At 73.8% G+C, this 23,806-nt stretch carries 20 protein-coding genes and 1 tRNA gene; 12 read left to right on the forward strand and 9 right to left on the reverse strand.

The features are described 5' to 3' along the window. Window positions 1-253 precede the first annotated feature (253 nt). Window positions 254-1,570 (forward strand): Na+/H+ antiporter NhaA, encoded by a 1,317-nt coding sequence (gene nhaA, locus ACIF6F_RS28030; protein WP_399952456.1) that lies wholly within the window; start codon window positions 254-256, stop codon window positions 1,568-1,570. Between the two features lie 24 nt (window positions 1,571-1,594). Here the strand turns inward: nhaA and ACIF6F_RS28035 are convergent, their stop codons facing one another. The 5 genes from ACIF6F_RS28035 to ACIF6F_RS28055 all read right to left on the reverse strand — a co-directional run bounded on the left by ACIF6F_RS28035 (window position 1,595) and on the right by ACIF6F_RS28055 (window position 7,169). Next, on the reverse strand, window positions 1,595-2,647 hold the full coding sequence (locus ACIF6F_RS28035) for a PucR family transcriptional regulator (protein WP_399952586.1): 1,053 nt from the start codon (window positions 2,645-2,647) through the stop codon (window positions 1,595-1,597). Window positions 2,648-2,780: 133 nt separating this feature from the next. Next, window positions 2,781-3,404: a TetR/AcrR family transcriptional regulator gene (locus ACIF6F_RS28040; protein WP_399952459.1), complete on the reverse strand. Its 624-nt coding sequence runs from the start codon at window positions 3,402-3,404 to the stop codon at window positions 2,781-2,783. A 7-nt stretch (window positions 3,405-3,411) separates the two neighbouring features. Continuing rightward, window positions 3,412-4,926 (reverse strand): FAD-dependent monooxygenase, encoded by a 1,515-nt coding sequence (locus ACIF6F_RS28045; protein WP_399952462.1) that lies wholly within the window; start codon window positions 4,924-4,926, stop codon window positions 3,412-3,414. A 159-nt stretch (window positions 4,927-5,085) separates the two neighbouring features. Continuing rightward, window positions 5,086-5,892 (reverse strand): hypothetical protein, encoded by an 807-nt coding sequence (locus ACIF6F_RS28050; protein WP_399952465.1) that lies wholly within the window; start codon window positions 5,890-5,892, stop codon window positions 5,086-5,088. After that, complete coding sequence (locus ACIF6F_RS28055; protein WP_399952468.1) at window positions 5,892-7,169, reverse strand: VWA domain-containing protein; 1,278 nt, start codon at window positions 7,167-7,169, stop codon at window positions 5,892-5,894. The genes ACIF6F_RS28050 and ACIF6F_RS28055 overlap by 1 nt, the downstream gene beginning before the upstream one ends. A 145-nt stretch (window positions 7,170-7,314) precedes the next feature. Between ACIF6F_RS28055 and ACIF6F_RS28060 the strand changes: the two genes are divergently transcribed. From ACIF6F_RS28060 to ACIF6F_RS28075, 4 genes are read left to right on the forward strand one after another with little or no spacing between them, the layout of a single operon-like run. Then, window positions 7,315-8,310 carry a branched-chain amino acid ABC transporter permease gene (locus tag ACIF6F_RS28060; RefSeq protein ID WP_399952471.1) on the forward strand — a complete coding sequence of 332 codons (996 nt, stop codon included), beginning with the start codon at window positions 7,315-7,317 and terminating at the stop codon, window positions 8,308-8,310. 4 nt (window positions 8,311-8,314) lie between these two features. After that, entirely contained in the window at window positions 8,315-9,319 is a 1,005-nt protein-coding gene (locus ACIF6F_RS28065; RefSeq protein WP_399952474.1) for a branched-chain amino acid ABC transporter permease, read from the forward strand. After that, window positions 9,309-10,202 (forward strand): ABC transporter ATP-binding protein, encoded by an 894-nt coding sequence (locus ACIF6F_RS28070; RefSeq protein ID WP_399952477.1) that lies wholly within the window; start codon window positions 9,309-9,311, stop codon window positions 10,200-10,202. Before ACIF6F_RS28065 ends, ACIF6F_RS28070 begins: the two co-directional genes overlap by 11 nt. Further along, window positions 10,199-10,939: an ABC transporter ATP-binding protein gene (locus ACIF6F_RS28075; RefSeq protein ID WP_399952479.1), complete on the forward strand. Its 741-nt coding sequence runs from the start codon at window positions 10,199-10,201 to the stop codon at window positions 10,937-10,939. The genes ACIF6F_RS28070 and ACIF6F_RS28075 overlap by 4 nt, the downstream gene beginning before the upstream one ends. A 93-nt stretch (window positions 10,940-11,032) precedes the next feature. Here ACIF6F_RS28075 and ACIF6F_RS28080 read toward each other — a convergent pair whose 3' ends face one another. Next, entirely contained in the window at window positions 11,033-12,286 is a 1,254-nt protein-coding gene (locus tag ACIF6F_RS28080; RefSeq protein WP_399952482.1) for an ABC transporter substrate-binding protein, read from the reverse strand. A 219-nt stretch (window positions 12,287-12,505) separates the two neighbouring features. Between ACIF6F_RS28080 and ACIF6F_RS28085 the strand changes: the two genes are divergently transcribed. The 4 genes from ACIF6F_RS28085 (at window position 12,506) to ACIF6F_RS28100 (ending at window position 18,084) form a co-directional block, all read left to right on the forward strand. Further along, window positions 12,506-13,075, forward strand: a complete 570-nt coding sequence (locus ACIF6F_RS28085) for a LemA family protein (RefSeq protein ID WP_399952487.1) — start codon at window positions 12,506-12,508, stop codon at window positions 13,073-13,075. Then, window positions 13,072-14,643, forward strand: coding sequence for a DUF2207 family protein (locus tag ACIF6F_RS28090; protein WP_399952490.1), 1,572 nt, complete (start codon window positions 13,072-13,074; stop codon window positions 14,641-14,643). Before ACIF6F_RS28085 ends, ACIF6F_RS28090 begins: the two co-directional genes overlap by 4 nt. Window positions 14,644-15,068: 425 nt before the next feature. Next, complete coding sequence (locus ACIF6F_RS28095; protein ID WP_399952493.1) at window positions 15,069-17,126, forward strand: phosphocholine-specific phospholipase C; 2,058 nt, start codon at window positions 15,069-15,071, stop codon at window positions 17,124-17,126. Window positions 17,127-17,325: 199 nt separating this feature from the next. Beyond that, window positions 17,326-18,084 (forward strand): alpha/beta fold hydrolase, encoded by a 759-nt coding sequence (locus ACIF6F_RS28100; protein ID WP_399952496.1) that lies wholly within the window; start codon window positions 17,326-17,328, stop codon window positions 18,082-18,084. Window positions 18,085-18,170: 86 nt separating this feature from the next. On the opposite strand, the gene ACIF6F_RS28105 is transcribed toward ACIF6F_RS28100, so the two are convergent. Then, a tRNA-His gene (locus tag ACIF6F_RS28105) sits at window positions 18,171-18,243 on the reverse strand. Window positions 18,244-18,465: 222 nt separating this feature from the next. Continuing rightward, complete coding sequence (locus ACIF6F_RS28110) at window positions 18,466-19,197, reverse strand: hypothetical protein (RefSeq protein WP_399952499.1); 732 nt, start codon at window positions 19,195-19,197, stop codon at window positions 18,466-18,468. Between the two features lie 99 nt (window positions 19,198-19,296). Between ACIF6F_RS28110 and ACIF6F_RS28115 the strand changes: the two genes are divergently transcribed. The 3 genes from ACIF6F_RS28115 (at window position 19,297) to ACIF6F_RS28125 (ending at window position 21,968) form a co-directional block, all read left to right on the forward strand. Continuing rightward, a complete protein-coding gene (locus tag ACIF6F_RS28115) occupies window positions 19,297-20,196 on the forward strand; it encodes a LysR family transcriptional regulator (RefSeq protein ID WP_399952502.1) in 900 nt (299 codons plus the stop codon). Then, a complete protein-coding gene (locus ACIF6F_RS28120; protein ID WP_399952505.1) occupies window positions 20,177-21,316 on the forward strand; it encodes a M24 family metallopeptidase in 1,140 nt (379 codons plus the stop codon). The genes ACIF6F_RS28115 and ACIF6F_RS28120 overlap by 20 nt, the downstream gene beginning before the upstream one ends. A 103-nt stretch (window positions 21,317-21,419) precedes the next feature. Further along, complete coding sequence (locus ACIF6F_RS28125) at window positions 21,420-21,968, forward strand: GNAT family N-acetyltransferase (protein WP_399952508.1); 549 nt, start codon at window positions 21,420-21,422, stop codon at window positions 21,966-21,968. 56 nt (window positions 21,969-22,024) lie between these two features. On the opposite strand, the gene treZ is transcribed toward ACIF6F_RS28125, so the two are convergent. Beyond that, the gene (gene treZ / locus ACIF6F_RS28130) at window positions 22,025-23,770 is read right to left on the reverse strand and encodes a malto-oligosyltrehalose trehalohydrolase (protein ID WP_399952512.1); all 1,746 of its coding nucleotides are present in this window, start codon (window positions 23,768-23,770) and stop codon (window positions 22,025-22,027) included. Window positions 23,771-23,806 lie beyond the last annotated feature (36 nt).

A 23,806-nucleotide genomic window follows, 5' to 3' on the forward strand; every position in this document is an offset into this window, starting at 1 on the left:
CCCGGCTCCTTGAGGGCTCGTACCCACCCTCGCGCCTTTGGGTGGGTACGGGCCCTCTCCCGTGTCCCGAACATCATCACCGCACGTCAAAGCCCCCTGGCGACATCCCACGCCCCCCGATAGGGTGTAAAGAACGCGTCAAAAAAACGCTCGCTGCACCAGCAGGCGGACGTGGGGTGTGCCGGGAAGTCTGGTCGGCGTCCTTGGGGCCGTGTGCCCGCAATGCCGCCGACGCCCCGGAGGTTGCCCCGCCATGACCGCTGCCCCGCCGCCCGACCGCTCCCCGTTCCTGGGCCTGCTGCCCTGGCCCGAACGCCGCGCCATCGCCGAGGCCCTGCGCACCGAGACCATCGGCGGCCTCGTACTCCTGGCCGCCGCGGTCATCGCCCTCGTCTGGGCGAACAGCCCGTTCAGCGACACGTACGAGCAGATACGCGACTTCCACTTCGGCATACCCGCCCTCGGCCTGGACCTCTCCGTCGGCCACTGGACCGCCGACGGCCTCCTGGCCGTCTTCTTCCTCGTCGCGGGCATCGAACTCAAACGAGAACTCGTCGTCGGCGAACTGCGCACCCCCGCCACCGCCGCGCTGCCCGTCGTCGCCGCCCTGTGCGGCATGGCCGTCCCCGCCGCCCTCTACGCGCTGACCGCCGGCCTCGGCGGCGGCAGCCTCGACGGCTGGGCCGTGCCCATGGCCACCGACATCGCCTTCGCCCTCGCAGTCCTCGCCGTGATCAGCACCCACCTGCCGGCCGCCCTGCGCGCCTTCCTCCTCACCCTCGCCGTCGTCGACGACCTCGGCGCCATCCTCATCATTGCGATCTTCTTCACCAGCGACCTCAACTTCTGGGCCCTCGGCGGCGCCTTCGCCGGACTCGCCCTCTTCTACGCCCTCCAGCGCTTCCGGGTCCGCGGCTGGTGGTGGTACGTCCCGCTCGGCCTCGCCATCTGGGCCCTGATGTACAACAGCGGCGTCCACGCCACCGTCGCCGGCGTCGCCATGGGCCTGATCCTGCGCACCACCCTCGACAAGGGCGAGGAAGCCTCCCCCGGCGCCCGGGTCTCCCACCTCGTCCACCCCTTCTCCGCCGGGGTGGCCGTCCCCCTCTTCGCACTCTTCGCCGCCGGCGTCACCGTCTCGGCCGGCGCCCTCGCGGACGTGTTCACCCGGCCCGAGCCGCTGGGCGTCGTCGTCGGCCTGGTCGCCGGGAAGATCCTCGGCGTGTTCGGCGGCACCTACCTCGCCGCCCGCTACACCCGCGCCCGCCTCAACCCCGACCTCGCCTGGGCCGACGTCCTCGGCCTCGCCGTCCTCGCCGGCATCGGCTTCACCGTCGCCCTCCTCATCGGCGAACTCGCCTTCCCCGGCCAGGCCGTCACCGAACAGATCAAGGCCGCCGTCCTCATCGCCTCCGTCACCGCCGCCACCCTCGCCGCGCTCTTCCTGCGCCGCCGCAACACGGTCTACAGGCACCTCTACGAGGAGGAGACCCTGGACGCGGACGCCGACGGCATCCCCGACATCTACCAGCGCGCCGCCGAAGCGAACGGCTCGGGAAGGAGCGCCTGACCCCGCCGACCCGCGTTCACACGGTCAGTCTCCGGCGTTCGGCCACCCCAGCAGCCGGGCGCCGATCGTGGCGGTCTGCAGGGTGTAGCGGTTCAGGGGGTCTGCCGGGTCGGTGGTGGTGAGGGCGTGGATGCGTTCGAGCCGGTACGCCAGTGCGCGCACGCTCAGCGAGAGCCGGCGGGCCGCCTCGGTGGCCACGCAGCCGCTGTCGAAGTACGCCGTCAGCGTCTCCAGCAGAGGCCGGGGGCCGCCGCGTGCCGTGCGCAGCGGGCCCAGGACGGTCTCCACGAGGTCCGTCATGGCCTGCCGGTCGCGCATCAGGACGGGGAAGACCAGGAGGTCGGCGGCGCGGAGTACCGGTCCGGGCAGGTCCATCCGGTCGGCGAGGTCGAGGGCGGCCAAGGCTTCCTCGTAGGAGTGGACGACGCCGCCGGGGCCGGGGTGGGTCCGGCCGATGGCGACTCGACCGCCGTGGGTTGCGGTGTAGGCCCGCTCGGCGAAGTAGGCCAGTACGTCTGGCTGGTCGCCCGGGGCCACGCAGATGAGCCGGCCGTCCTTGGTGGTGAGCAGGATCTGTCGGCCTTCGAATCGGGACAGCATCGCGGACTCGATGCTCCGGGCGACCGGGTAGCCGTCGCCGTACGGCTCGGGCCCGGCGGCCACGGCCACGGCGTGCGTCTGTGAGAGGCGCAGGCCGAACCGTTCGGCGCGCTCTGCAAGCCGGCCGAGACCGCTGCGTCCGTAGAGCAGGTCGTCGATGAACTCGCGCCGCGCGGCCTCCTCCTGGCGGACGGCCTGGTGCTGGGCCCGCTCGTAGCCTTCGACGAACGCGTCGACGGCCTGTTCCAGCACGGCCAGCAGCGGTGCGCCCGAGTACGGCGCGACCTGCTGCGCGGCGGACAGGTGGGCTCGTATCAGGCCGCGGAGGGGCAGGCCGGCTTCCGCGGCCCGTTCGCCCTCGGCCCGGCGGGATTCCAGTTCGTCACGGGTGAGACGGCGTCCCGTCGTGCAGGCGCCGTGCAGGATGTCGGTGTATCCCGCCAAGTGCCTTTCCAGCGCTGCCACCCGGTCCACCATGCTGTCCCCCGATCGTTCCTGCGTCCATGACGGCTCCTTGACGCGGGACCAGCGTGCCATGGGGCGGAAGGGTGTCTTCCACTGGGCTCGGCATCCTGGCCTGCCGGCGTGCTCGTGCCTCCGGCCGGCGGCTTCATCCGGGTTCGGAGGCGGTTCCGCAGGTCGGCCGCGGTTGGCCGAGGAGGGTCGCGAAGGCGCTGTCGACAAGGGCGGGCAGGTCTTCGCCGCCATCGCCCTCGACCCACACCGTCAGGGTGGTGGTGAGCGCGGCGAGGGCGGCGGCGGCCCGGACACGGGTGGCCAGCAGGCTCTCCGCGGGCCGGCGGCGGCGCAGGGCGTCGACGAAGAGCTGCTGGGTGCCGTACTGGTTGGCCCACATGCGGTCCCGCAGCGCGGGGGTGGTCAGGATCAGGCGGGTGCGGACCAGCAGGGCCTGCCTGTCGTGCGCGTAGACGGTCTGCAGTCCGGTGGCGAGGGCGTGGCGGAGTGCAGTGAAGGTGTCCTCGTGCGGGGGCCGCTGCTCGATGAGGGTGGCGATGAGGGGGTCGTAGTCGTCGTTCTCCACGACGGCTTCCTTGGTCGGGAAGTGCCGGAAGAACGTCATGTGGGAGATGCCGGCGGCCTTCGCGATCTCCTGGACGGTGGTGCTGTCGTAGCCCTTGGTGAGGAAGAGGCGCAGGGCGTGGTCCTGGATGGCCCGCCGGGTCTGTGCCTTCTTGCGTTCCCGGAGAGTCAGGGGCTGGGGGGTCGTGTTCATCGCCCCGTCAACGTACCCGGCCGCGGTGCAGGATCGCGGCCAGGGCGTGGTCGAGGTCCCGGGCGCGGGTGCCGCGCCATGCGAGGTGGCCGTCCGGCCGTACGAGGAGGCTGTCGTCGGCGGTCTCTTCGTGGGTGAGCAGGGTGACTCCGGCGGCCGACAGGTGGGCCCGGACCGCCGCGGCGAGGCCGGGGTGAGGTTCGCGGGGTTGCAGGAGGGCCCAGGTGCCGCCGAGTTCGCGGTGCAGGCGGCTCGGGCTGCCGTCTTCGCGCCGGGCCGGCACGTCGGGTACCCGGTCTCCCGCACCGGTGCCGGCGCGGGAGACGAGCCCTCGCGGTCGCGACATTCCCAGCGGTCCGTGCCGGTAGGTGATCTTCAGCTGGGAGGCCTGCTCCCAGACCATTCGTTGCACGCGAGGGCGGTCGAGGAGGGGGAGGAGGAGCCGGTCCCGCAGGAAGCGGGCAGGTGCCGATCCACCGACGACGATGCGGGTCATCGCGCTCGTGGACTCAAGGACCTCCCGCGCGATCGGCCGTCGCTCCCGTTCGTAGGTGTCGAGGAGCGGGGAGGCGGCGCGGCCGGAGGAGACCAGGGCCAGCTTCCACGCGAGGTTCTCTGCGTCGCCCAGGCCGGTGTTCATGCCCTGTCCGCCGAAGGGGCTGTGGATGTGGGCCGCGTCGCCGGCGAGGAGGACCCGGCCGCGGCGGTAGGCCGAGGCCAACCTCCGCTGGATACGGAACGTGGACGTCCAGTCGGCGTGCCGGATGAGGGCGGCGTCGATGCCGGTCTGCTCCTCAAGGGCGCGCCGCACGTTCGCCAGCACGCCATCGCTGTCCTCGGCAGCGGTCGCGGGGGTCATCAGCCGCCACAGGTCGGCGCCGGGCAGGGGGAAGGCGCCGATCATGCGGTCCCCGCTCAGCCACACCGAGACCGCCTCGCGCGGAAGGGGCAGGCCGGCCCGGACGTCGGCGAGGAGGAAGCGTTCGACGAGCGGGACACCGGGGAAGCCGATGGCCGCGGCCTTGCGGATGCGGCTGTGCGCGCCGTCGCAGCCGACCACCCATCCTGCGCGCAGCTCCTGGCCGCCGACCTGCAGGGTCACACCGTGGGGGTCCTGGTGCAGGCCGGTGACCTCGTGGCCCCACCCGACCTCCGTGCCGAGTTCCTCCAGCCGGTCCCGCAAGGCCGCCTCGATCTCGGACTGCGAGACGAGGAGGCCGGGACGCTTCACCAGCGCGGTGCGGCGCCCGACCGCGAGCCGGGCCACCGGCCGTCCGTCGACGTACGTGGTCACCTGCCCGATGGGGATGGACCGCGCGGGGAGGTCCGCCAGGGCGCCCAGGCGGTCGAGGACCTCCGCGCCGCGCGGTTGCAGACCCAGGGCCCTGGAAGTCCGTGCGGGGCCGGCCGACTTGTCCACGACGCGTGCTTCCACTCCGGCGGCGCGCAGGGCGCATGCGAGGGCGAGGCCGGTGGGGCCGGCGCCTACGACGAGGACCGGGACCTGCGAGTTCAGCACCATGAATCCATGTTAGTCGCTAACTATAGTTATTGACTAACGTTATCTGCGGCCTGTGACCGCGGTTGCCTCCCGCCGCGGAACGCCGACGCCCCCGGCCCGCCGCGTTCGCGGTGGGCCGGGGGCGTTCGTCGGGCCGGGGCGTTCGTCGTGCCGGTCGCGTCAGGCGGCCGGCGGGAGGTGGGACGGGCGGCCCGTGCCCCTGGTGAGCCGGTAGCCGAAGACACCGGCCACCGCGGCCAGGACGCCGCCGGCCGCGGTCCAGAGCCAGCGGTCCGTCCACCAGCCCGAGGCCCAGCCGTCGGCCGGCTCGTCCGAGAAGAGCTTCGCCATCCGGTACTCGGCCCCGGTGCCCGCCGGCGGCTCCTGCGCGATGCCCGGCACCAGCGGCACCGCCAGCGTGCCGTCCACCGCCGCCGCGCCGCCCGCCTCGGCGGCCGTCACCAGCACCTCGGTCTGCACGGGCACACCGAGGTCCGCCTTCGTCGGGGCCACCGCGGTCAGCCGGACGTAGTACGTGCCGGGCAGCGGGTCGTTCGCCCACGGCTCCGCCCACGCCCGCACCGTGCGCAGCGTGCAGGCCAGCTCCGTGTCGCCGGCCGCGGACTCCGTGGTGCGGGCGGCCGCCCCGTACACGCAGGACTGCCGGCGGCGCAGGCCGTCGTACACGTCCAGCTGCCAGCGCGAACCCGAGCCGCCCGAGACCCGGGCCCTGACCGTGGGCCGCTGCCCGGCGTCCGCCGCGAACGACCAGTACAGGTAGTCGCCGGCCGAGGCCTGGGCCGTGGCCCGCTGCCCGGCCCCGACCTCCACGGCGGTACGGAACGACGTGCCCGCCTCCGTCGGGCCGGCCTTCGTCCCCTCACTCGCGGACGGGGACGGCGTGCCGTCCGCCGCGGCCGCCGTCACCGGGCCGAGCGCCAGCGCGGCCACCGTCGCCCCGGACGCCACCAGGCGTGTGATCCACATCAGTTGGTCCTCCAGACCGTCACGCGCCAGCGGGAGACCCAGCCCCACACGAGGCCGCCGAGGAACCCGAAGAGCACCAGCGTCACCAGCAGCCACCAGCCGCGGCCCAGCCCGAAGGCGGCCACGTCCGAGGCCTCGTCCGGACCGTCCACCACGTCCACCGTCAGCTCCACGGGCAGACCGGGCGTGGTCTTCACGCCCGGAGCCGCCGCGAAGGAGTTGCTCAGGCGCAGGCAGACGGTCTCCGCGGCCGACGTCTCCGCGTCGTCGCCTTCGGCCTCCGGTCGCGGGTAGCGCAGGCCGGTCGACAGCACGTCCGTCCGGCCGTCACCCGTCTCCTGCCCGCGCACGATCTCCCGCCCGTGCACGGTCAGGGCCTTCAGCAGCACCCCGTAGTCGCGGGCCACGTCGCGGTCCGCGCCGACGCTCACCGAGGCCCGCAGCTCCTGCCCGGGCCGCACCTCCACCCGGTACCAGCGGTGGGTGCCGAACTCCTCGCGGTCGGTGTAGATCCCCGAGGTCAGCACGGGCGCCTTCGCGCACTCCGCCGCGCCCTCCACGGCCACCGGCGTCACCTGCGGCTTCGCCGCCCGTTCCACCAACTGGCCGACCCGGTCGGACAGTTCCTGCTTGTGCCGGACCGAGGTGTACGTACCGCCGGTCGCCTCCGCGATGCAGCTCAGCTGCGCCTGCGTCTTCGCGTCCGGCACCAGGCCGAGGGTGTCGATGGTGATGTGGATGCCGCGGGCCGAGATGTCCCGGGCCACCTCGCACGGGTCCAGCGGCGCGCAGGTGTCCTCGCCGTCGCTGATCAGCACGATCCGGCGGGAGCCCTCACCGCCCTTCAGGTCCTCGGCCGCCTTCAGCAGTGCCGGGCCGATCGGGGTCCAGCCGGTGGGCGCCAGCGTCGCCACCGCCGTCTTGGCCTCCGTACGGTCCAACGGGCCGACCGCGTACAGCTGCTGGGTGTCCTTGCAGCCCTCCTGCCGGTCGTTGCCCCGGTACGTCGCGCCGAGCGTCCTGATGCCCAGCTCGACCTCCTGCGGGGTCGCGTCGAGCACCTCGTTGAACGCCTGCTTCGCCGCGGCCATGCGCGTGCCGCCGTCGATGTCCCGGGCGCGCATCGAGCCGCTCACGTCGAGCACCAGCTCCACCTTCGGAGCCGGGCCGTCCACGGGCCCGTCCGCGCGCGCCGTGCCTGGCTGAAGTCCCATGGTGAGGAAGGCGGCGAGCAGAGTGCTGAGCAGCGCCGCCGCCGACCGTTGCATTGTGATCACCGGCGGATCCTATTGATCACCCCGCGCTGCTCCAAACGGGCCACCTCAGGCCCCTGCGCCCGACCGCCCGATCCCCGGGACCCGGCCTAAACTGAAGGCACAGGGCCGGCCGCGCCCGGGCCGGTCCGAGACCCCCGGAAGCACCGTGCGCCACCAGCGGCTGTTCCCCCCGGCACTCGCCCTGACGCTCCTCGTTCCGGCCGCCGGGTCCGCGGCCGCGCAGGGCGAGGAGGTGCCGCACGGCCCCGGCTTCGCCGCGCGCGCCCTGCAAGCGCTGCTCGACGGCATCCAGTTCGGGGTCATCATCGCCATCTGCGCCGTCGGCCTGTCCCTGATCTTCGGCACCATCCACCTGATCAACTTCGCGCACGGCGAGTTCGTGACCATCGGCGCCACCGCGGCCTTCTTCCTGAACGCCTCCGCGGCCGGTCCCCACTGGCACCTGGTCCCCGCCACCCTCGCCGCCGTGGCCGTCGGTGTCCTCCTCGGCGCCGCCGTCGACCGGACGATCTGGCGGCCCCTGCGCGCCCGCGGCACCGGGCTGATCAACCTGTTCATCGTCACCATCGGGCTGTCCCTGTTCCTGCGCCACCTGGTGCTGCTCTTCTACGGCACCCGCCCCGGCTCCTACGCCCAGTACGATATCCAGGAGGCGTACGACCTGGGGCCCGTCGGCATCACCCCCCGCGACCTCACGGTCACCCTGCTCTCGGTGGCCGTGCTCCTCGGCGTCGCCGCCCTGCTCCAGAAGACCCGCATCGGCACCGCCATCCGCGCCGTCTCCGACAACCGCGACCTCGCCGAGGCCTCCGGCATCGACGTCAAGCGCGTCGTGAGCGTGGTGTGGATGCTCGGCGGCGGGCTCGCCGCCCTCGGCGGGGTCTTCTTCGGCCTGGTCGAGATCGTCACCTGGGACATGGGCTTCAAACTGCTGCTGCTGATGTTCGCGGGCATCATCCTCGGCGGCCTCGGCTCCGCCTACGGCGCCATGGTCGGCAGCCTCGTCATCGGCGTCGTGGCCCAGGTGTCCACCCTGTGGTTCCCCGCGGACCTCCAGTACGCCTGGGCGCTGCTGACCCTGATCGTCGTCCTCCTCGTGCGGCCCCAGGGCATCCTCGGCCGCGCCGAACGCGTCGGATGAGGAGGTGGTGGGCACCGTGGACTGGTCGGTCGTGATCTCCGACGCCATCCGCTCCGGCATCGGCCCCATCGCCGCCGTGTACGCGCTCGCCGCGATGGGGCTGAACCTGCACTTCGGCTACACCGGCCTGCTCAACTTCGGCCAGGTCGGCTTCATGCTCGTCGGCGGCTACGGCCTCGCCATCACCGTCGCCACCTGGGGCGGCCCCCTGTGGGCCGGCGTCCTCGTGGGCCTGGCCTCGGCCGTGGTCCTCGCCCTGCTGCTGGGCCTGCCCACCCTCCGGCTGCGCGCCGACTACCTGGCCATCACCACCATCGCCGCGGGGGAGACCCTCCGGCTGTTCTACCGGTCGAGCTGGGCCGAGCCGACCACCGGCGGCGTGTACGGGCTCCAGCGCTTCGCCGGCGACTTCTACGACCTCAGCCCCATCGACCCGGGCAGCTACGGCATCGGCAAGGTGACCTTCAGCGCCCGCGACCTGTGGGTGCTGATCGTCGGCTGGGGCCTGGTGGCCCTCACCGGCCTGCTGATGGCCCTGCTCGTGCACAGCCCCTGGGGCAGGGTGATCCGGGGTGTCCGCGAGGATGAGACGGCCCTGCGCAGTCTCGGCAAGAACGTCTACGCGTACAAGATGACCAGCCTGGTGCTCGGCGGTGTGATCGGCGCCGTCGCCGGCATGCTCCAGGCCGTCCAGGTCCAGTCGGTGAGCCCGGACAGCTACGACCCGGCCGTGACGTTCTTCCTCTACACGCTGCTCGTGCTGGGCGGCGCCGGGCGGATCCTGGGGCCGGTGGTCGGCTCGGTGCTGTTCTGGTTCGTGCTGACCTTCCTCGACAGCGTGCTGCGGCAGGCCATCGGCGCCGGGTACGTGTCCCCCGACGTCATCAGCACCTCCGAGATCGGCGCCGTCCGCTTCGCCCTGGTGGGAGTGGCCCTGATGCTGCTGGTCGCGTTCCGGCCGCAGGGCATCCTCGGCAGCCGGAAGGAGATGCTGATCGGTGAACGCTGACCTCTCCGCCGTGCGCCCCGAACCGGGCGCCGCCAAGCCGGACCCGCTGCTCGTCCTGGACGGGGTCACCCGCTCCTTCGGCGGGCTGACCGCCGTACGCGTCGACCACCTGGAGGTGCAGCGCGGCACCATCACCGCCCTGATCGGGCCGAACGGCGCCGGCAAGTCCACGCTCTTCAACGTGGTCAGCGGCTTCGACCGGGCCGACTCCGGCAGCTGGACCTTCGACGGGCGGCCCGTCCAGGGGCGCCGCGCCCACCAGGTGGCCCGGCTCGGCCTGGTCCGCACCTTCCAGCTCACCCGCACCCTCGCCCGCCTCACCGTGCTGGAGAACGTGCTGCTCGCGGCCGGCGGCCAGCGCGGCGAACGGCTCCTGCCGGCGCTGCTGCCCCCGCTCTGGCGGCCGCAGGAGCGGGCCCGTACCCGGCGCGCCGACGAACTGCTGGAACGGTTCAGGCTCACCCGGCTCCGCGACGAGCTCGCCGGCACCCTCTCCGGCGGACAGCGCAAGCTCCTGGAGATGGCCCGGGCGCTGATGGCGGACCCGGTGCTGCTGCTGCTCGACGAGCCGATGGCCGGCGTCAACCCGGCGCTGACCCAGTCGCTGCTCGGCCACGTCACCCGGCTGCGGGACGAGGGGACGACCGTGTGCTTCGTCGAACACGACATGGACGTGGTGATGGGCATCAGCGACTGGGTCGCGGTGATGGCCGACGGCCGCCTGGTGGCCGAGGGGCCGCCCGCCACCATCGGCCGCAACCCCGCCGTGGTGGACGCCTACCTCGGCCGCCGCCACGACGAACCGCCGGACCCGCACGAGGGGCCCCCGCCCGGCTCCCGGGACGACGTACCCCCCGGCCCCCCGGAAGGAGACCGGCCATGACCACCAACGGCCCCCCGCCGGTGCTGGCCGCCGACGGCGTGACGGCCGGCTACCTGCCCGGCGTCGACGTGCTGCGCGGCTGCAGCGTCGAGGTGCGCGACGGTGAGCTGGTCGGGGTGATCGGCCCCAACGGCGCCGGCAAGTCCACCCTGGCCAAGACCGTCTTCGGCCTGCTGCGCGTGCGCTCCGGGACGGTACGGCTGTACGGCGAGGACGTCACCAACCGGCCGGCCCACGAGATGGTCCGGCGCGGCGTGGGCTACGTACCCCAGCTCCAGAACGTCTTCCCCGCCCTCACGGTCGAGGAGAACCTCCGGATGGGCGTCTACCTGAGGCCCGCCGCCTTCGCCGAGCGGGCCGAGGCCGTCGAGGAGATCTTCCCGGTGCTGGCCGCCCGGCGGGGCCAGAAGGCCGGCGCCATGTCGGGCGGCGAGCGGCAGATGCTCGCGATGGCCCGCGCGCTGATGACGGAGCCCGGCGTGCTGCTCCTCGACGAGCCCTCGGCCGGCCTCTCGCCGCTCTACCAGGACCAGGTCTTCGAACGCGTCAAGGAGATCAACCATGCGGGCGTCGCCGTCCTGATGGTCGAGCAGAACGCCCGTCGCTGCCTGCAGATCTGCGACCGCGGCTACGTACTCGACCAGGGCCGCAACGCCTACACCGGCGGAGGCCTGGAACTGCTGCACGACGAGAAGGTCATCGAGCTGTACCTGGGCACGCTGGCCCGCGCCCGGTGACGGGCCGGCCGACGCCCGTGACGCGCCGGCCGGCCGGTGCGCCCCTCGCGCCCGCCCCTCGCGCCCGCCCCTCGCGCCCGTGCCTCGCGTCCGTCACTCACCCCCGCCGCTCTCCTCGGTGCGCAGGGTCTGCAGCGTGCCCTGCGGGGTGTACGAGTAGACCTCGATGGTGGCGATGCCCGGCTCACCGGCGTCGGTGAAGTCCAGCGGGCCGCTCACGCCGTCGTAGTCGATGTCCTTGCCGTCCGCCAGCAGCTCCTTGCAGGCGGCGAACGAGTCGCACTTCTCGCCGTCGCGGGTGACGTTCACCATCTCCTTGGCGAAGTTCCCCGGGTCGTCCGACTTCGCCTTCTCCGCGGCCAGCGCGATGGTCGTGACGCAGTCGAAGGTCTGCGGCGCGAACTGCAGCACCTTCAGGTCCGGCGCGAACGCCTTCAGGTCCTTCACGTACTGCTCGTTGGCCGCCGACGCCGGCGCGGTGCCCTTCATGCCGGCCAGCGCGCCCGGATCGGACGGGGAGACCAGCTTGGGCAGCTCCTCGCTGCGCAGGCCGTCGGTCCCGTACACGCCCTTCTCGGACGGGCCGAGACCGGCCTCGATCAGGCCCTGGAGGATCTGGGTGCCCTCCTCGAAGGAGATCACCACGACGGCGTCCGGCGAGGAGTTCTTCACCTTCTGCACGACCTGGTCGAAGTTGGTGGCCTTGGGGTCGTAGGTCTCGGCCAGCGCGATCTCCGTGCCGCCGTCCTTCAGCGCGTCCTGGGTGGACTTCAGCAGGCCGCGCCCGTAGTCGTCGGCCCGGGCGACCAGCGCCACCCGCTCGTGGCCGTCGCCCTGGATCACCTCGGCGAGCACCGGGCCCTGGAGGGCGTCGCTGGGCGCCGTACGGAAGTAGTAGCCGTCGTCGTCGTAGTCCGTGAAGGTGGGCGCGGTGTTCGAACCGGAGCACTGGACCACGCCGGCCCCGGTCACCCGGTCGATGAAGGACAGGGACATGCCGGAGGCGGCGGCGCCGATGACGGCGTCCACGCCCGCGGCCAGCACCCGGTCGGCCGACTGGGTCGCGACCGCCTCCTGGCCGGCCTCGTCGCCCGACACCACGGCCGGGATCGGCTTGCCGAGCACACCGCCCGCGTCGTTGATCGTCTTGATCGCGAAGTTCGTCGACTCGATCATCGGCGGGCCGAGGAAGGACAGCTGTCCGGTCTCGGGCAGGACGTAACCGAGCTTGAGCACCCCGTCCTCGTCCTTCGAAGGAGCCGCGGAACCGGTGCCCGCCGTCGCCGCGGTGAGCAGCAGTGCCGCCGCTCCCGTGAAGATCGCGGACCGCCGTGCAGACGCTCTCATGACCGCCTCCTCTCAGCGGAGGCAGGCCACGGGCCGTACGGGTGCTGCCGACAGGTCCGGCAGACGGGTCCCGCGCGCCTGCCCTCTGCCTGCCCTCTGCCCCAGCGTAGGTCGAATATGCCTTCGTCGCTCGGCCGTACGGGGGTCTACGATGCGCGGTGACCTGCGCACGAGCGGGTCGTACCGAACGGTAATCGCAAGAGTTGGACGGGGTGGGGGATGGGCACCATGGGTGTCGTCGGCGTGATCGGGGCGGTAGTTGTCCTGGGCGCGCTGGTCTGGCTGGTCATGACGTACAACCGGCTGGTCGCGCTGCGGAACCAGACGGGCGCCTCGTGGGCGCAGATCGACGTGCAGCTCAAGCGCCGTCACGATCTGATCCCGAACCTGGTCGCGACCGTCACACGGTACGCCGAGCACGAGCGCGGCACCCTGGAGGCGGTGACCGCCGCCCGCGGCGCCGCCACCGCCGGCGGCCTGGACACCGCCGCCCGGGCGCAGGCGGAGAACGTGCTGACCGCGAAGCTGGGCGGGCTGCTCGCCATCGCCGAGGCCTACCCGGAGCTCGCCGCCAGCGACTCCTTCCTCAAGCTCCAGCGCGAACTCACCGGCACCGAAGACAAGATCGCGTACGCGCGGCAGTTCTATAACAGCGCCGTGCAGAGCTACAACACCGCCCAGGAGAGCTTCCCCGGCAACCTCGTCGCCGGCCTCGGCGGACACCGCCGGGGCGAGTTCTTCGAGGCCGAGGAGGGCGCCCGCGAGGCCGTTCAGGTGCGCTTCCGATGACCTGGACCCAGCAGCTCGTCTGGGCGGCCAGCGCCGCCCTGGCGCTCTGGCTCGCGGGCTTCGCCCTCGCGCTGGTCGCCACCCGCAACGGCGCGCCCCGCACCGGGCCCGCCACCCAGGAGTTCGGGGACGCACCCGAGCCGCCGGCCGTCGTCAGCCTGCTCGCCAACCACTGGCGCTCCGTCGACCACGCCGCCGAGGCCACCCTGCTCGACCTGGCCCACCGGGGCCTGGTCGAACTGAGGCAGAGCGGCGACCGGGCCGCGCACACCACCGTGCACGTCCCCGGGGCCGGGGGTACGGGTGCGGCCGGTGCGGCGGAGGACCTCCGCCCGTACGAGCGCCGGGTGCTCGCCCGCGTCGCCGAGCGGGCCGGCACCGACGGCGCGCCGCTCGGCGCCGTCACCTTCCGGGGCCGCGAGCGCGCCGCCGCCTGGAACCGCGGCCTGCGGCAGGAGGTCGTCGCCGAGGCACGGCGCCTCGGGCTGTCCCGGCCCCGGTTCGGCCCGGGCCTGAACGCCGTCCTGATGGCGGGCACCCTGGTGCCCACCGCCCTGTACGCCGTGGCCGTGCTGAGCACCGGCCGGCTGCTGCCCGCGATCACCGTGGCCTCCCTGGTCATCGGCCCGCTGACCTGGCTGGTCGCCAAGGCCACCGGTGAGCGCGCCACCGAGGCCGGCCTCGACCGGGCCGGGCACTGGGCCGGCGTACGCGCCTGGCTGCACGCGCACGAGGAATTCGCGAAGCTGCCGCCCGCGGCCGTGGCCGTGTGGGACCGCTACCTGTCGTACGGGGCCGCCCTCGGCGTCACCACCCGCATCAACCAGCTCCTCGACTTCGGCACCGGCAGCCGCCGCCGGGTCTGGTCCGCGTACGGCGGCACCTGGCGCGAGGTCCGCATCCGCTACCCGCGGCTGCTGCCCGGCTTCGGCGCCGCGCCCGCGCGGCTGCTCCAGCTCGCCGCGGCCGCCGCGACCGTGGCCGTGGGCCTCTGGCTGTTCGCCACGCTGCGCGAGCCCGGCTGGGCGGTCACCACCGGCCCGGACGCCGAGCACTCGCTGCGCCGGCCGGGGCTGCTGCTCAGCGCCGGCTGGGTGTTCATCGCGGTCCTCGCGGTGCTGGTCGCCGGCAAGTTCCGCAAGTGGACCCCGCTGGCCGCCTTCCTCGCGCTGATGCCGGGCAACTTCGCCAGCCTGCGCGGCTGGGGCGCCGACGCCTTCGCCCGGCCGGGCCTGCTGCCGGGCGAGACCGCGGTCGTCGCGCTCTTCGGGGCGCTGGCCCTCTGGTACGTCGTCCAGCTCGGCCTGGGCCGGATCGCGCCGCGCACGCTCACCGGCGAGGTGCTGCGGGTGGAGACCCGGCGCGACGGGCGGGCCCCGCTCCTGCTCGCCCTCGACGAGGGCACGGCCGACCGCACGGTGGCCTGGGCCCTGGACGGGCCCGCGCCCACCTACTACTCCACCGGCTCGGAGGTCCGCCTCACCGTGGAGCGCGGCACCCGCCGCATCCGCACGGTGCAGGTGCTGGACGTGGGCTCGGAACACCGGCTGGAGCCCGCGGGGGCCTGAGCGGGCGCGGGCGGTGGAGGGCGGCGCGTCGGTCGGTGCCGGCCGGGTCCGCCGCCGTCCGGCGTCCGCCGCACGACCGGGGATCGGCTCGTCGGCGGCGGCCGTGACCCGCTCTCCGGGCAACTCCGGCCCCACCGCCGGCCGTTCGCCGTCATGCTCCGGGTGCAGCAGGACGGCGCGGCAGACGGCGAAGGCCGCCGGTGATCCACCCCGGCGCCGCGCCCCGGACCCCGCGCACCCCACCACCCGGCCCCCGCCCCCGGTTTCACACCCGGCCCGGTGCGGCCGTGACCGGTGTGAACGTGGGGAGGCGTTCGCCTGGCGTACCGCGGGGCGTCACGGGGGAGTCTCCGGGCGGTACCCCTTGAGCGCTGTTCTAGGGGCGCCCCTTGCCTCCCCCTCACACCCCAGAGGTCGACACCCCGATGGCAGAACTCAACCGACGCCGGTTCATGCAGATGGCCGGTGGCGCCGCCGCGCTGACCATGCTGTCCGACAGCATCGCCCGGGCCGCGTCCATCCCCGCCCAGGGCACCACCGGTACGCTCCAGGACGTCGAGCACATCGTGGTCCTGATGCAGGAGAATCGTTCCTTCGACCACTACTTCGGATCGATGAAGGGCGTACGCGGCTTCGGTGACCCGCGCCCGGTGACCCTGCCCAGCGGCAAGCCCGTCTGGAACCAGTCGGACGGCAGGAAGGAGATCCTGCCCTTCCGCCCGGCGGGCGAGGACCTCGGCATGGAGTTCCTCCAGGGCCTCAACCACGACTGGGCCGGCGGCCAGAAGGCCTTCAACAAGGGCAAGTACGACCAGTGGGTACCCGCCAAGACGGCGACCACCATGGCGTACCTGACCCGGAACGACATCCCGTTCCACTACGCGCTGGCCGACGCGTTCACCCTCTGCGACGCGTACCACTGCTCGTTCATCGGCTCCACCGACCCCAACCGCTACTACATGTGGACCGGGTACACCGGCAACGACGGCACGGGCGGCGGCCCGGTCCTCAACAACGCCGAGGCCGGCTACGGCTGGAAGACCTACCCCGAGCGCCTCCAGGAGGCCGGCGTCTCCTGGAAGGTCTACCAGGACATCGGCGACGGCCTGAACGCCGCCGGCAGCTGGGGCTGGATCAACGACGCCTACCGCGGCAACTACGGCGACAACTCCCTGCTGTACTTCAACACGTACCGCAACGCCCAGCCCGGCAACCCGCTCTACGACAAGGCCCGCACCGGCACCAACGCCAAGGCGGGAGACGGGCTGTTCGACGTCCTCCGCGCCGACGTGCAGGCCGGCCGGCTGCCCCAGATCTCCTGGATCGCAGCCCCCGAGGCCTTCTCCGAGCACTCCAACTGGCCCTCGAACTACGGCGCCTGGTACATCGCGCAGGTGCTGGACGCACTCACCTCGAACCCCGACGTCTGGGCCCGTACCGCGCTGTTCATCACGTACGACGAGAACGACGGCTTCTTCGACCACGTCGTGCCCCCGTACGCCCCCGGCTCCGCGGCCGAGGGCCTGTCCACGGCCCCGACGGCGCTCGACTACTTCCCCGGCAAGACGGGTTACGTCGCCGGCCCCTACGGCCTCGGCCCCCGCGTCCCGATGCTGGTCGTCTCGCCGTGGAGCACCGGCGGCTACACCTGCTCCGAGACCTTCGACCACACCTCGATCCTGCAGTTCATGGAGCGCCGCTTCGGGGTGAAGGAGACCAACATCTCGCCCTGGCGCCGCGCCGTCTGCGGCGACCTGACCTCGGCGTTCGACTTCAGCCGCGCGGACAGCAGCGCCGCGGTCCTGCCGCCGACCGCCGGCTACTACCCGCCGGACCGCGACCGCCACCCCGACTTCCTCGCCCCCGCCCCGGCCGTCGGCACCATGCCGAAGCAGGAGCCCGGCTCGAAGCCCACCCGCCCGCTCCGGTACGCGCCGTACGTGGACGGCCTGGCCACCCCGAGCACCGGCAAGTACCAGCTCACCTTCAGCGGCGGCGCGCAGGCCGGCGCGCAGTTCTACGTGACCTCCGCCAACCGCACCGACGCCCCCTGGACGTACACCGCGGAGGCCGGCAAGTCCATCGCGGACAGCTGGAACACCAAGTACTCCAAGGGCCTGACGGACCTCACCGTGCACGGCCCGAACGGCTTCCTGCGCCGCTTCCGCAACCCCGGCAAGACCGCAGGCCCCGAGGTCACCGCCCGCCACAACTCCACCACCGGCAACATCGACCTCACCTTCACCAACGCGGGCGCGGCGGACGTCCACCTGACGGTCACCAACGCCTACGGCGGCACTGCGCAGACCTTCACCGTCCGCGCCGGCGCGACGCTCACGCAGAGCATCGACCTGCGCGCCAGCCGCAGCTGGTACGACCTGACGGTGGTCTCCGACGGCGACGGCACCTTCCTGCGCCGCCTCGCGGGACACGTGGAGACCGGCGCCTCCGGCGTCAGCGACCCCGGCATCGCCACCGCGTGACACGCCACCGGGTGACCGGCCACCGGGTGACACGCCACCGCGTCACCCGCCTCGACGTGGCCCGCCTCCACGTCACCCGGCACAGCCGCCGCCAGGCCCGGCGGCGACCGCACCGCCCGGTGTGATCCCCGGTCCGGTGGGCAGACCATACGGCGTCAGTGCGCCCGCGCACCCCGCCACTCCACCGCGAGGAGACCGTATGGCCATCGCCCACCGGACCGTCGGGACCGGGCCGAACCACGTCATCGTGCTGCACGACTGGTTCGGCACCTCGGCCAACTGGGGTTCCGTGCTCGACTACCTCGACCCGGACACCTTCACGTACGCCTTCCCCGACTACCGCGGCTACGGGCTGCGCAAGGACGAGACCGGCCGCTACACCCTGCCGGAGATCGCCGACGACGTGCTCGCCCTCGCCGACGAGCTCGGCTGGGCCACCTTCTCGCTGGTCGGCCACTCCATGGGCGGCAAGGCGATCCAGCAGGTGCTGGTCCGCGCGCCCGAACGGGTCGAGCGGCTCGTCGGCCTCGCACCGGTGCCGGCCGCGCCGTACGAGATGGACGACGCCACCCACGCCCTCTTCCACGGCGCCGCCGACGACCCGGCCAAGCGGCTGGCCATCCTCGACCTGGTCACCGGCAACCGGGCGAGCCGCCACTGGCTGGACCGCATGGTCCGGCACTCCCTGGACGTCTCCCGCCCCGAGGCCTTCGGCGGCTACCTCGCCAGCTGGCAGACCCTCGACCTGTCCACGGCCGTCAAGGGCAGCACCGTCCCCGTGCTGGTCCTCGTCGGCCAGTACGACCTCGCGCTCACCGCGGACGTGATGCGGGCCACCTGGCAGGTCTGGTACCCGAACTGCGAGATCCGCGTCGTCCCGGGCGCCGGCCACTACCCGATGCACGAGACCCCGGTGGCGCTGGCCACGGAGGTCGAGGCGTTCCTGCGCCCCGCCTGACCCACCCGCCCGGAGGCGTCCCCTCCCGGGGGCGGAAACGCCTGTGGGGCGTACGAGGAACTCGTACGCCCCACAGGGACCACCAGGGTGAGTGACGGGACTCGAACCCGCGGCCACCTGGACCACAACCAGGTGCTCTACCAACTGAGCTACACCCACCACGACGGATGGCAGACCACCCGTTCGATGTGCACGCACAGCATAGCCGATCAGCGGACCGCCGCCGCGCCACCCGTACGGCGCAACGCCGGCCCCCGGTCCCGGCCCGGGCGCCGGCCGCCGCCCACCCCCGTGGAGCGCCGGCCGCCGCCCGGAATGCGACGAGGCCACGGCCTGCGACCGCGCCGTGTCCACCGTCACCGGTCCGGGCCCGGATGCGCGCTAGACGCCGGCGCCCGCGCGGGCCCGGGCGTGCTCCACCGCCGCCGCGGCCAGCGCCCGCACCACCGGGTGCGGCCGGCTCCCGTCCCCGTACAGCTCCGGCTGGAACAGGGTGGCCAGGAAGAACGGGTGCCCCGGCAGCTCGGCGATCCGCACCTGCCCGTCCTCGTCGCGGCCCGACAGGACCAGCCCGTGCTGCCGGAGCGCCGGCAGGTGCCGCGGGGCGGGCCCGTAGTTGCAGTGGTAGCGCTCCACCGAGCGCTCCGCGCCGAGCACCGACTCCGCCAGGCTGCCCGGCGCCACCCGGACCACCCCCTCGTGCCCCACCAGCGAGCAGGCCAGCGGCGCGATCAGCGGGTCCTCCGCACCCGGGTCGTTCTCGGCGTGGGCGGCCGAGGCGAGCCCGCACACGTTGCGCGCGTACTCCAGCAGCGTGTGCTGGAAGCCGCCGCAGGTGCCCAGGAAGGGGATGCCCGCCTCGCGGGCGGTACGGATCGCCGCGACGGCACCCGCCTCGCTCGCGTACGGGCTGCCGGGCAGCACCCAGACGGCGTCGAACCCGGCCAGCGCGCCGGAGGCGGCCTCCGCCTCCGCGTCGGCGGTCGGGATCCAGTACGCGTCCAGTACCAGCCGGTCCCGCTCGGCGAGCGCGGCGAGCAGTCCGGGAACGCGGACGTGGGAGGTCACATGCGGGGAGCGGTCGCCCACGAGGGCGATACGAGCGATCGTCATGCGGACCATCCTGGGACGCCCCGGCCGTTCAGCGCCAACGATGATTCCTGCACCCTGCATCGGCAACGCTAATGGTGATCATGCTCCATCCTGGGGCCCATGGACCCGCACCTCCTGCGCACCTTCGTCACCGTGGCCCGGCTCGCCTCCTTCTCGCAGGCCGGCCACGCCCTCGGCTACACGCAGTCCGCCGTCTCCCAGCAGATCGCCGCACTGGAGGGCGACCTCGGCACCGCCCTGCTCACCCGCCGCCCCGTCGCGCCCACCCGGGCCGGGGAACGGCTCCTCGAACACGCCGGGCCCCTGCTGCTCCGCCTGGACGCCGCCCGCGCCGACATCGCCCGGCTCACCGCCGCCCCGCCCGACGAGCTGACCCTCGCCGCCAGCCCCCTCGCCCTCGGCCCCGCCGCCCTCGCCGCGCTGCCCCCGACCGGGGTCACCCTGCGGATCCTGCCCCGCGAGGAGATCCCCGCAGCCGTCGCCACCGGCGCCTGCGACCTCGCCCTCGTCGACGGCGTCACCGCCCCCGACGACCCGCTCCGGCTGCCCGACGTCGCACCCCTCAGCGTCGTCGGCGCCGACGAGGGCCCCCTCGCCGTCCTGCTGCCCGAGCGGCACCCCCTGGCCCACCGGACCTCCCTGCGCCTGGCGGACCTGGCCGACGCGCGCTGGCTCGACGCGCCCGGCGCCGGCTTCCCACTCGACGCCCTCGCCGCGGCCGCCGGGGCCCGCCCCGGCGGCCTCACCCCCGCCCTGCGCTACGAGGGCACCGACGTCCACGCCCTGTGCGCCCTCGCGGCGGCCGGCCACGGCCTGGCCCTGCTGCCCGGCCGGGTCGCCCGCGGCTGCCCCGCGGGACGAGCCGTACCCCTCGCGGCCCCGCGCCTGGTGCACCGTACGGAACTCCTCTCCTCCGGCGCCCTGGAGGGGGCCGCCGCTGCGCTGGCGGGCCGCCTGACGGGGCGCCAGGATGATGACCATGACGAGTCCGCACCGTGAGCACACCGAGCCCGCCCCCTTCACCGCGGCCGACTACGCCGCCCGGATGGAACGCGCCGCGGCCGCCGCCGCCGACGCCGGCCTCGCCGGACTGCTGATCGCGCCGGGACCCGACCTCACGCACCTCACCGGCTACCGGCCCGTCGAGACCGAGCGGCTCACCCTGCTCGTGCTCGCCGCCGGGCAGGACCCGGTGCTCGTGGTACCCGCCCTGGAGGCCCCCGACGCCCAGGCCGCGCCCGGTGCGCCCGCACTGACCCTGCGCGACTGGTCCGACGGCAGCAGCCCCTACGCCGCGGCCGCCCCCAGCCTCGACGTCGACGGGCACTTCGCGGTCAGCGACAACGCCTGGGCCATGCACCTGCTCGGCCTCCAGCGGGAGTTGCCCGGCACGACGTACTCCGCGGTCACCGACGTGCTGCCCATGCTGCGGGCCGTGAAGGACGAGCGGGAGCTGGCCCGGCTCGCCGCCGCCGGGGAGGCCGCCGACGCCGCGTACGCGGAGGTGCTCGGCGTGCGCTTCGCGGGGCGGCGGGAGAGCGAGGTGGCCGCCGACCTCGCCCGGCTGCTGCGCCGCCACGGCCACTCCCAGGTCGACTTCACCGTGGTCGGATCCGGGCCCAACGGCGCGAACCCGCACCACGAGGCCGGCGAGCGGGTCATCGCCGAGGGCGACATGGTCGTCCTCGACTTCGGCGGCCTCAAGCACGGCTACGGCTCCGACATCTCCCGCACCGTGCACGTCGGCGAGCCGTCGGAGGTCGAGCGGCGGGTGCACGACGTCGTGCGCGAGGCCCAGCAGGCCGCCTTCGAGGCGGTGCGGCCCGGGATCGGCTGCCAGGAGGTCGACCGGGTCGCCCGGAAGGTGATCACCGACGCCGGCTACGGGGAGCAGTTCATCCACCGCACCGGGCACGGCATCGGCGTCACCACGCACGAGCCGCCGTACATGGTGGAGGGGGAGGAACGGCCGCTGGTGCCGGGGATGTGCTTCTCCATCGAGCCGGGCATCTACCTGCCGGGGCGGTTCGGCGTGCGGATCGAGGACATCGTGACCGTGACGGAGGACGGCGGGCGCCGGCTGAACAACGCGCCGCGCGAGATGGCCGTCGTCGGCTGAGACCGCGTCCCGGGGCCGCCGGCCGGCGCCGGGCGCCAAAAGCCCGACGGGAAACTGACGGGTCGTAGGCGAACCCGGGGGCGATGTGATAGTCAGCCTTGTCATGGGTGACGTGGTAACCGCACGACTGGTCCTGCATCCGATGAGCGCCGCCGACGCCGAGCGGCTCCTGGCGCGCGCACCGCTCCCGGGGGACCGATGGGCGGCCGGCTACCCGGCCGAGGTCGACCTGGTGGGCGCGCGCAACTTCCTGACCACCTGTGCGGAGTCGGGCGACCCCGGGGCGTTCGGCGCGTACGAGATCCGGCGCCGGTCGGACGGGGCCGCGATCGGCGGGCTGGGCTTCCACGGCCCGGCCGACGAGGAGGGCGGGGTCACCATCGGGTACGGGCTGATCCCCTCGGCGCGCGGGCAGGGGTACGCGACGGAGGCGCTGCGGGCGCTGGTGGACCTGGCGTGGGAGCTGGGGGCACGCAGTGTGCGCGGTGACACGTCACACGACAATGTCGCATCGCAGCGGGTGATGACGGCGGTGGGCCTGCGGCTGGTCGCCGAGGACGACCAGCTCAAGTACTACGAGCTGCACCGTGCCCGGCACCCGGAGGCCGTCCCGGCCCCCGCCGCCCCGACCCGCCGCCGGGCCCCGGCCTGACCGCGCGGGCGCCGTCCTGACCGGGCCGCGCCCCGTCCTGACCGGGCGGGCGCCGGTCAGGGCCCCAGCACCACCGCCGACTCGCCCGGCAGGTGGAGCCGGCCGTCCGGGCCCGGCGGGTCCGTCGGCTGCCAGGCCGCCAGGACCCTCATGCCGTTGTGCCCCAGCGCGATGGTCACCGGGTGCGGCGAGAAGTTCACGGCCACTCTGACGTCGCCCCGGCGGTACGTCAGCCAGCGCCGCTCCTCGTCGAAGGCCACCCGCACCGCCGCCAGGTCCGGGTCCCGCAGGTCCGGCTGGCGGCGCCGGAGTGCGACCAGGGTCCGGTGCCAGTCCAGCAGCCGGTCGTGCGGGGAGTTGCCCGGCTCCTGCCAGTCCAGCACCGACCGGTTCCTGGTCGCCGGGTCCTGTGGGTCCGGCACGTCGGCCGCGGCCCAGCCGTGCGCCGCGAACTCCCGGCGGCGGCCCGCCCGTACCGCCTCGGCCAGCGCCGGATCGGGGTGGTCGGTGAAGTACTGCCAGGGTGTCGTGGCCCCCCACTCCTCGCCCATGAACAGCATCGGCACGAACGGCCCGGTCAGCGTCACCGCCGCCGCGCACGCCAGCAGGCCGGGGGAGAGGCTCGCCGCCAGCCGGTCGCCCAGCGCCCGGTTGCCGATCTGGTCGTGGGTCTGCGCGTACCCCAGGAACCGGTGCGCGGGCGTGCGGCGGCGGTCCACCGGCCGCCCGTGCCGCCGGCCGCGGAACGACGAGTGGGTGCCGTCGTGGAAGAACGCCCGGGTCATCGTCTTGGCCAGCGCGGCGAGCGGGGCCCGCGCGAAGTCCTCGTAGTAGCCGTGGGACTCGCCGGTGAGCGCGGTGTGCAGGGCGTGGTGGAAGTCGTCGTTCCACTGTGCGTGCAGGCCCAGGCCGCCCGAGGAGCGGGGTGTGGTGGTGCGCGGGTCGCACCGGTCCGACTCGGCGATCAGGAAGAGCGGGCGGCCCAGTTCGGCGGCCAGCGCGTCCACCGCCTCGGCCAGCTCCTCCAGGAACGTCAGTGCGCGGTCGTCCGCCAGCGCGTGCACCGCGTCCAGCCGCAGTCCGTCGATCCGGTAGTCCCGCAGCCAGGCCAGCGCGCTCTCGGTCAGGTACGCGCGCACCTCGTCGGAACCGGGCGCGTCCAGGTTCACCGCCGCGCCCCAGGGCGTGGTGTGCCGGTCGGTGAAGTACGGCCCGAACGCGGGCAGATGGTTCCCCGACGGGCCCAGGTGGTTGTGGACCACGTCCAGCACCACGCCCAGGCCCCGCGCGTGCGCGGCGTCCACGAACCGGGCCAGGCCCGCCGGCCCGCCGTACGGCTCGTGCACCGCCCAGGGCGCCACCCCGTCGTACCCCCAGCCGTGCCGTCCCGGGAACGGGCAGACCGGCATCAGCGACACGTGGGTCACCCCCAGCTCCGCCAGGTGCTCCAGCCGCTCCGCCGCCGCGTCGAAGGTGCCCTCGGAGGTGAAGGTGCCGACGTGCAGCTCGTACAGCACCGCGTCCTGCAACACGGTCACCTGTGACATGGCACCGATCTCGAAGCGGGCGGCCTCCACCACCGCGCTCTGCCCGTCGGGCCCGTCCGGCAGCCGCCGCCCCCGCGGGTCCGGCCGCACCACCTCGTCGCCGTCCAGCAGGAACCCGTACCGGTCCCCGTCGGCGGCCGGCGCCTCCGCCACCCACCAGCCCGCCCGCCGCGGATCGCGCGCCATCGGGCGCGTGCCCCCGTCCAGCCGCAGCGCGACCCGTTCCGCCTCTGGTGCCCACACCTCGAACCGCAATGGACCGGTCCCCTCGTAGCCGACGGTGCCAACATG

Origin of the sequence: Streptomyces sp. NPDC086023, from assembly GCF_044540325.1 — a bacterium.
Taxonomy (GTDB): domain Bacteria; phylum Actinomycetota; class Actinomycetes; order Streptomycetales; family Streptomycetaceae; genus Streptomyces.

Coding starts and splice junctions, on each gene's coding strand:
- nhaA (WP_399952456.1), top strand. CDS start 254: ATGACCGCTGCCCCGCCGCCCGACCGCTCCCCGTTCCTGGGCCTGCTG.
- ACIF6F_RS28035 (WP_399952586.1), bottom strand. CDS start 2,647: ATGGTGGACCGGGTGGCAGCGCTGGAAAGGCACTTGGCGGGATACACC.
- ACIF6F_RS28040 (WP_399952459.1), bottom strand. CDS start 3,404: ATGAACACGACCCCCCAGCCCCTGACTCTCCGGGAACGCAAGAAGGCA.
- ACIF6F_RS28045 (WP_399952462.1), bottom strand. CDS start 4,926: ATGGTGCTGAACTCGCAGGTCCCGGTCCTCGTCGTAGGCGCCGGCCCC.
- ACIF6F_RS28050 (WP_399952465.1), bottom strand. CDS start 5,892: ATGTGGATCACACGCCTGGTGGCGTCCGGGGCGACGGTGGCCGCGCTG.
- ACIF6F_RS28075 (WP_399952479.1), top strand. CDS start 10,199: ATGACCACCAACGGCCCCCCGCCGGTGCTGGCCGCCGACGGCGTGACG.
- ACIF6F_RS28080 (WP_399952482.1), bottom strand. CDS start 12,286: ATGAGAGCGTCTGCACGGCGGTCCGCGATCTTCACGGGAGCGGCGGCA.
- ACIF6F_RS28085 (WP_399952487.1), top strand. CDS start 12,506: ATGGGCACCATGGGTGTCGTCGGCGTGATCGGGGCGGTAGTTGTCCTG.
- ACIF6F_RS28090 (WP_399952490.1), top strand. CDS start 13,072: ATGACCTGGACCCAGCAGCTCGTCTGGGCGGCCAGCGCCGCCCTGGCG.
- ACIF6F_RS28095 (WP_399952493.1), top strand. CDS start 15,069: ATGGCAGAACTCAACCGACGCCGGTTCATGCAGATGGCCGGTGGCGCC.
- ACIF6F_RS28100 (WP_399952496.1), top strand. CDS start 17,326: ATGGCCATCGCCCACCGGACCGTCGGGACCGGGCCGAACCACGTCATC.
- ACIF6F_RS28110 (WP_399952499.1), bottom strand. CDS start 19,197: ATGACGATCGCTCGTATCGCCCTCGTGGGCGACCGCTCCCCGCATGTG.
- ACIF6F_RS28115 (WP_399952502.1), top strand. CDS start 19,297: ATGGACCCGCACCTCCTGCGCACCTTCGTCACCGTGGCCCGGCTCGCC.
- ACIF6F_RS28120 (WP_399952505.1), top strand. CDS start 20,177: ATGACGAGTCCGCACCGTGAGCACACCGAGCCCGCCCCCTTCACCGCG.
- ACIF6F_RS28125 (WP_399952508.1), top strand. CDS start 21,420: ATGGGTGACGTGGTAACCGCACGACTGGTCCTGCATCCGATGAGCGCC.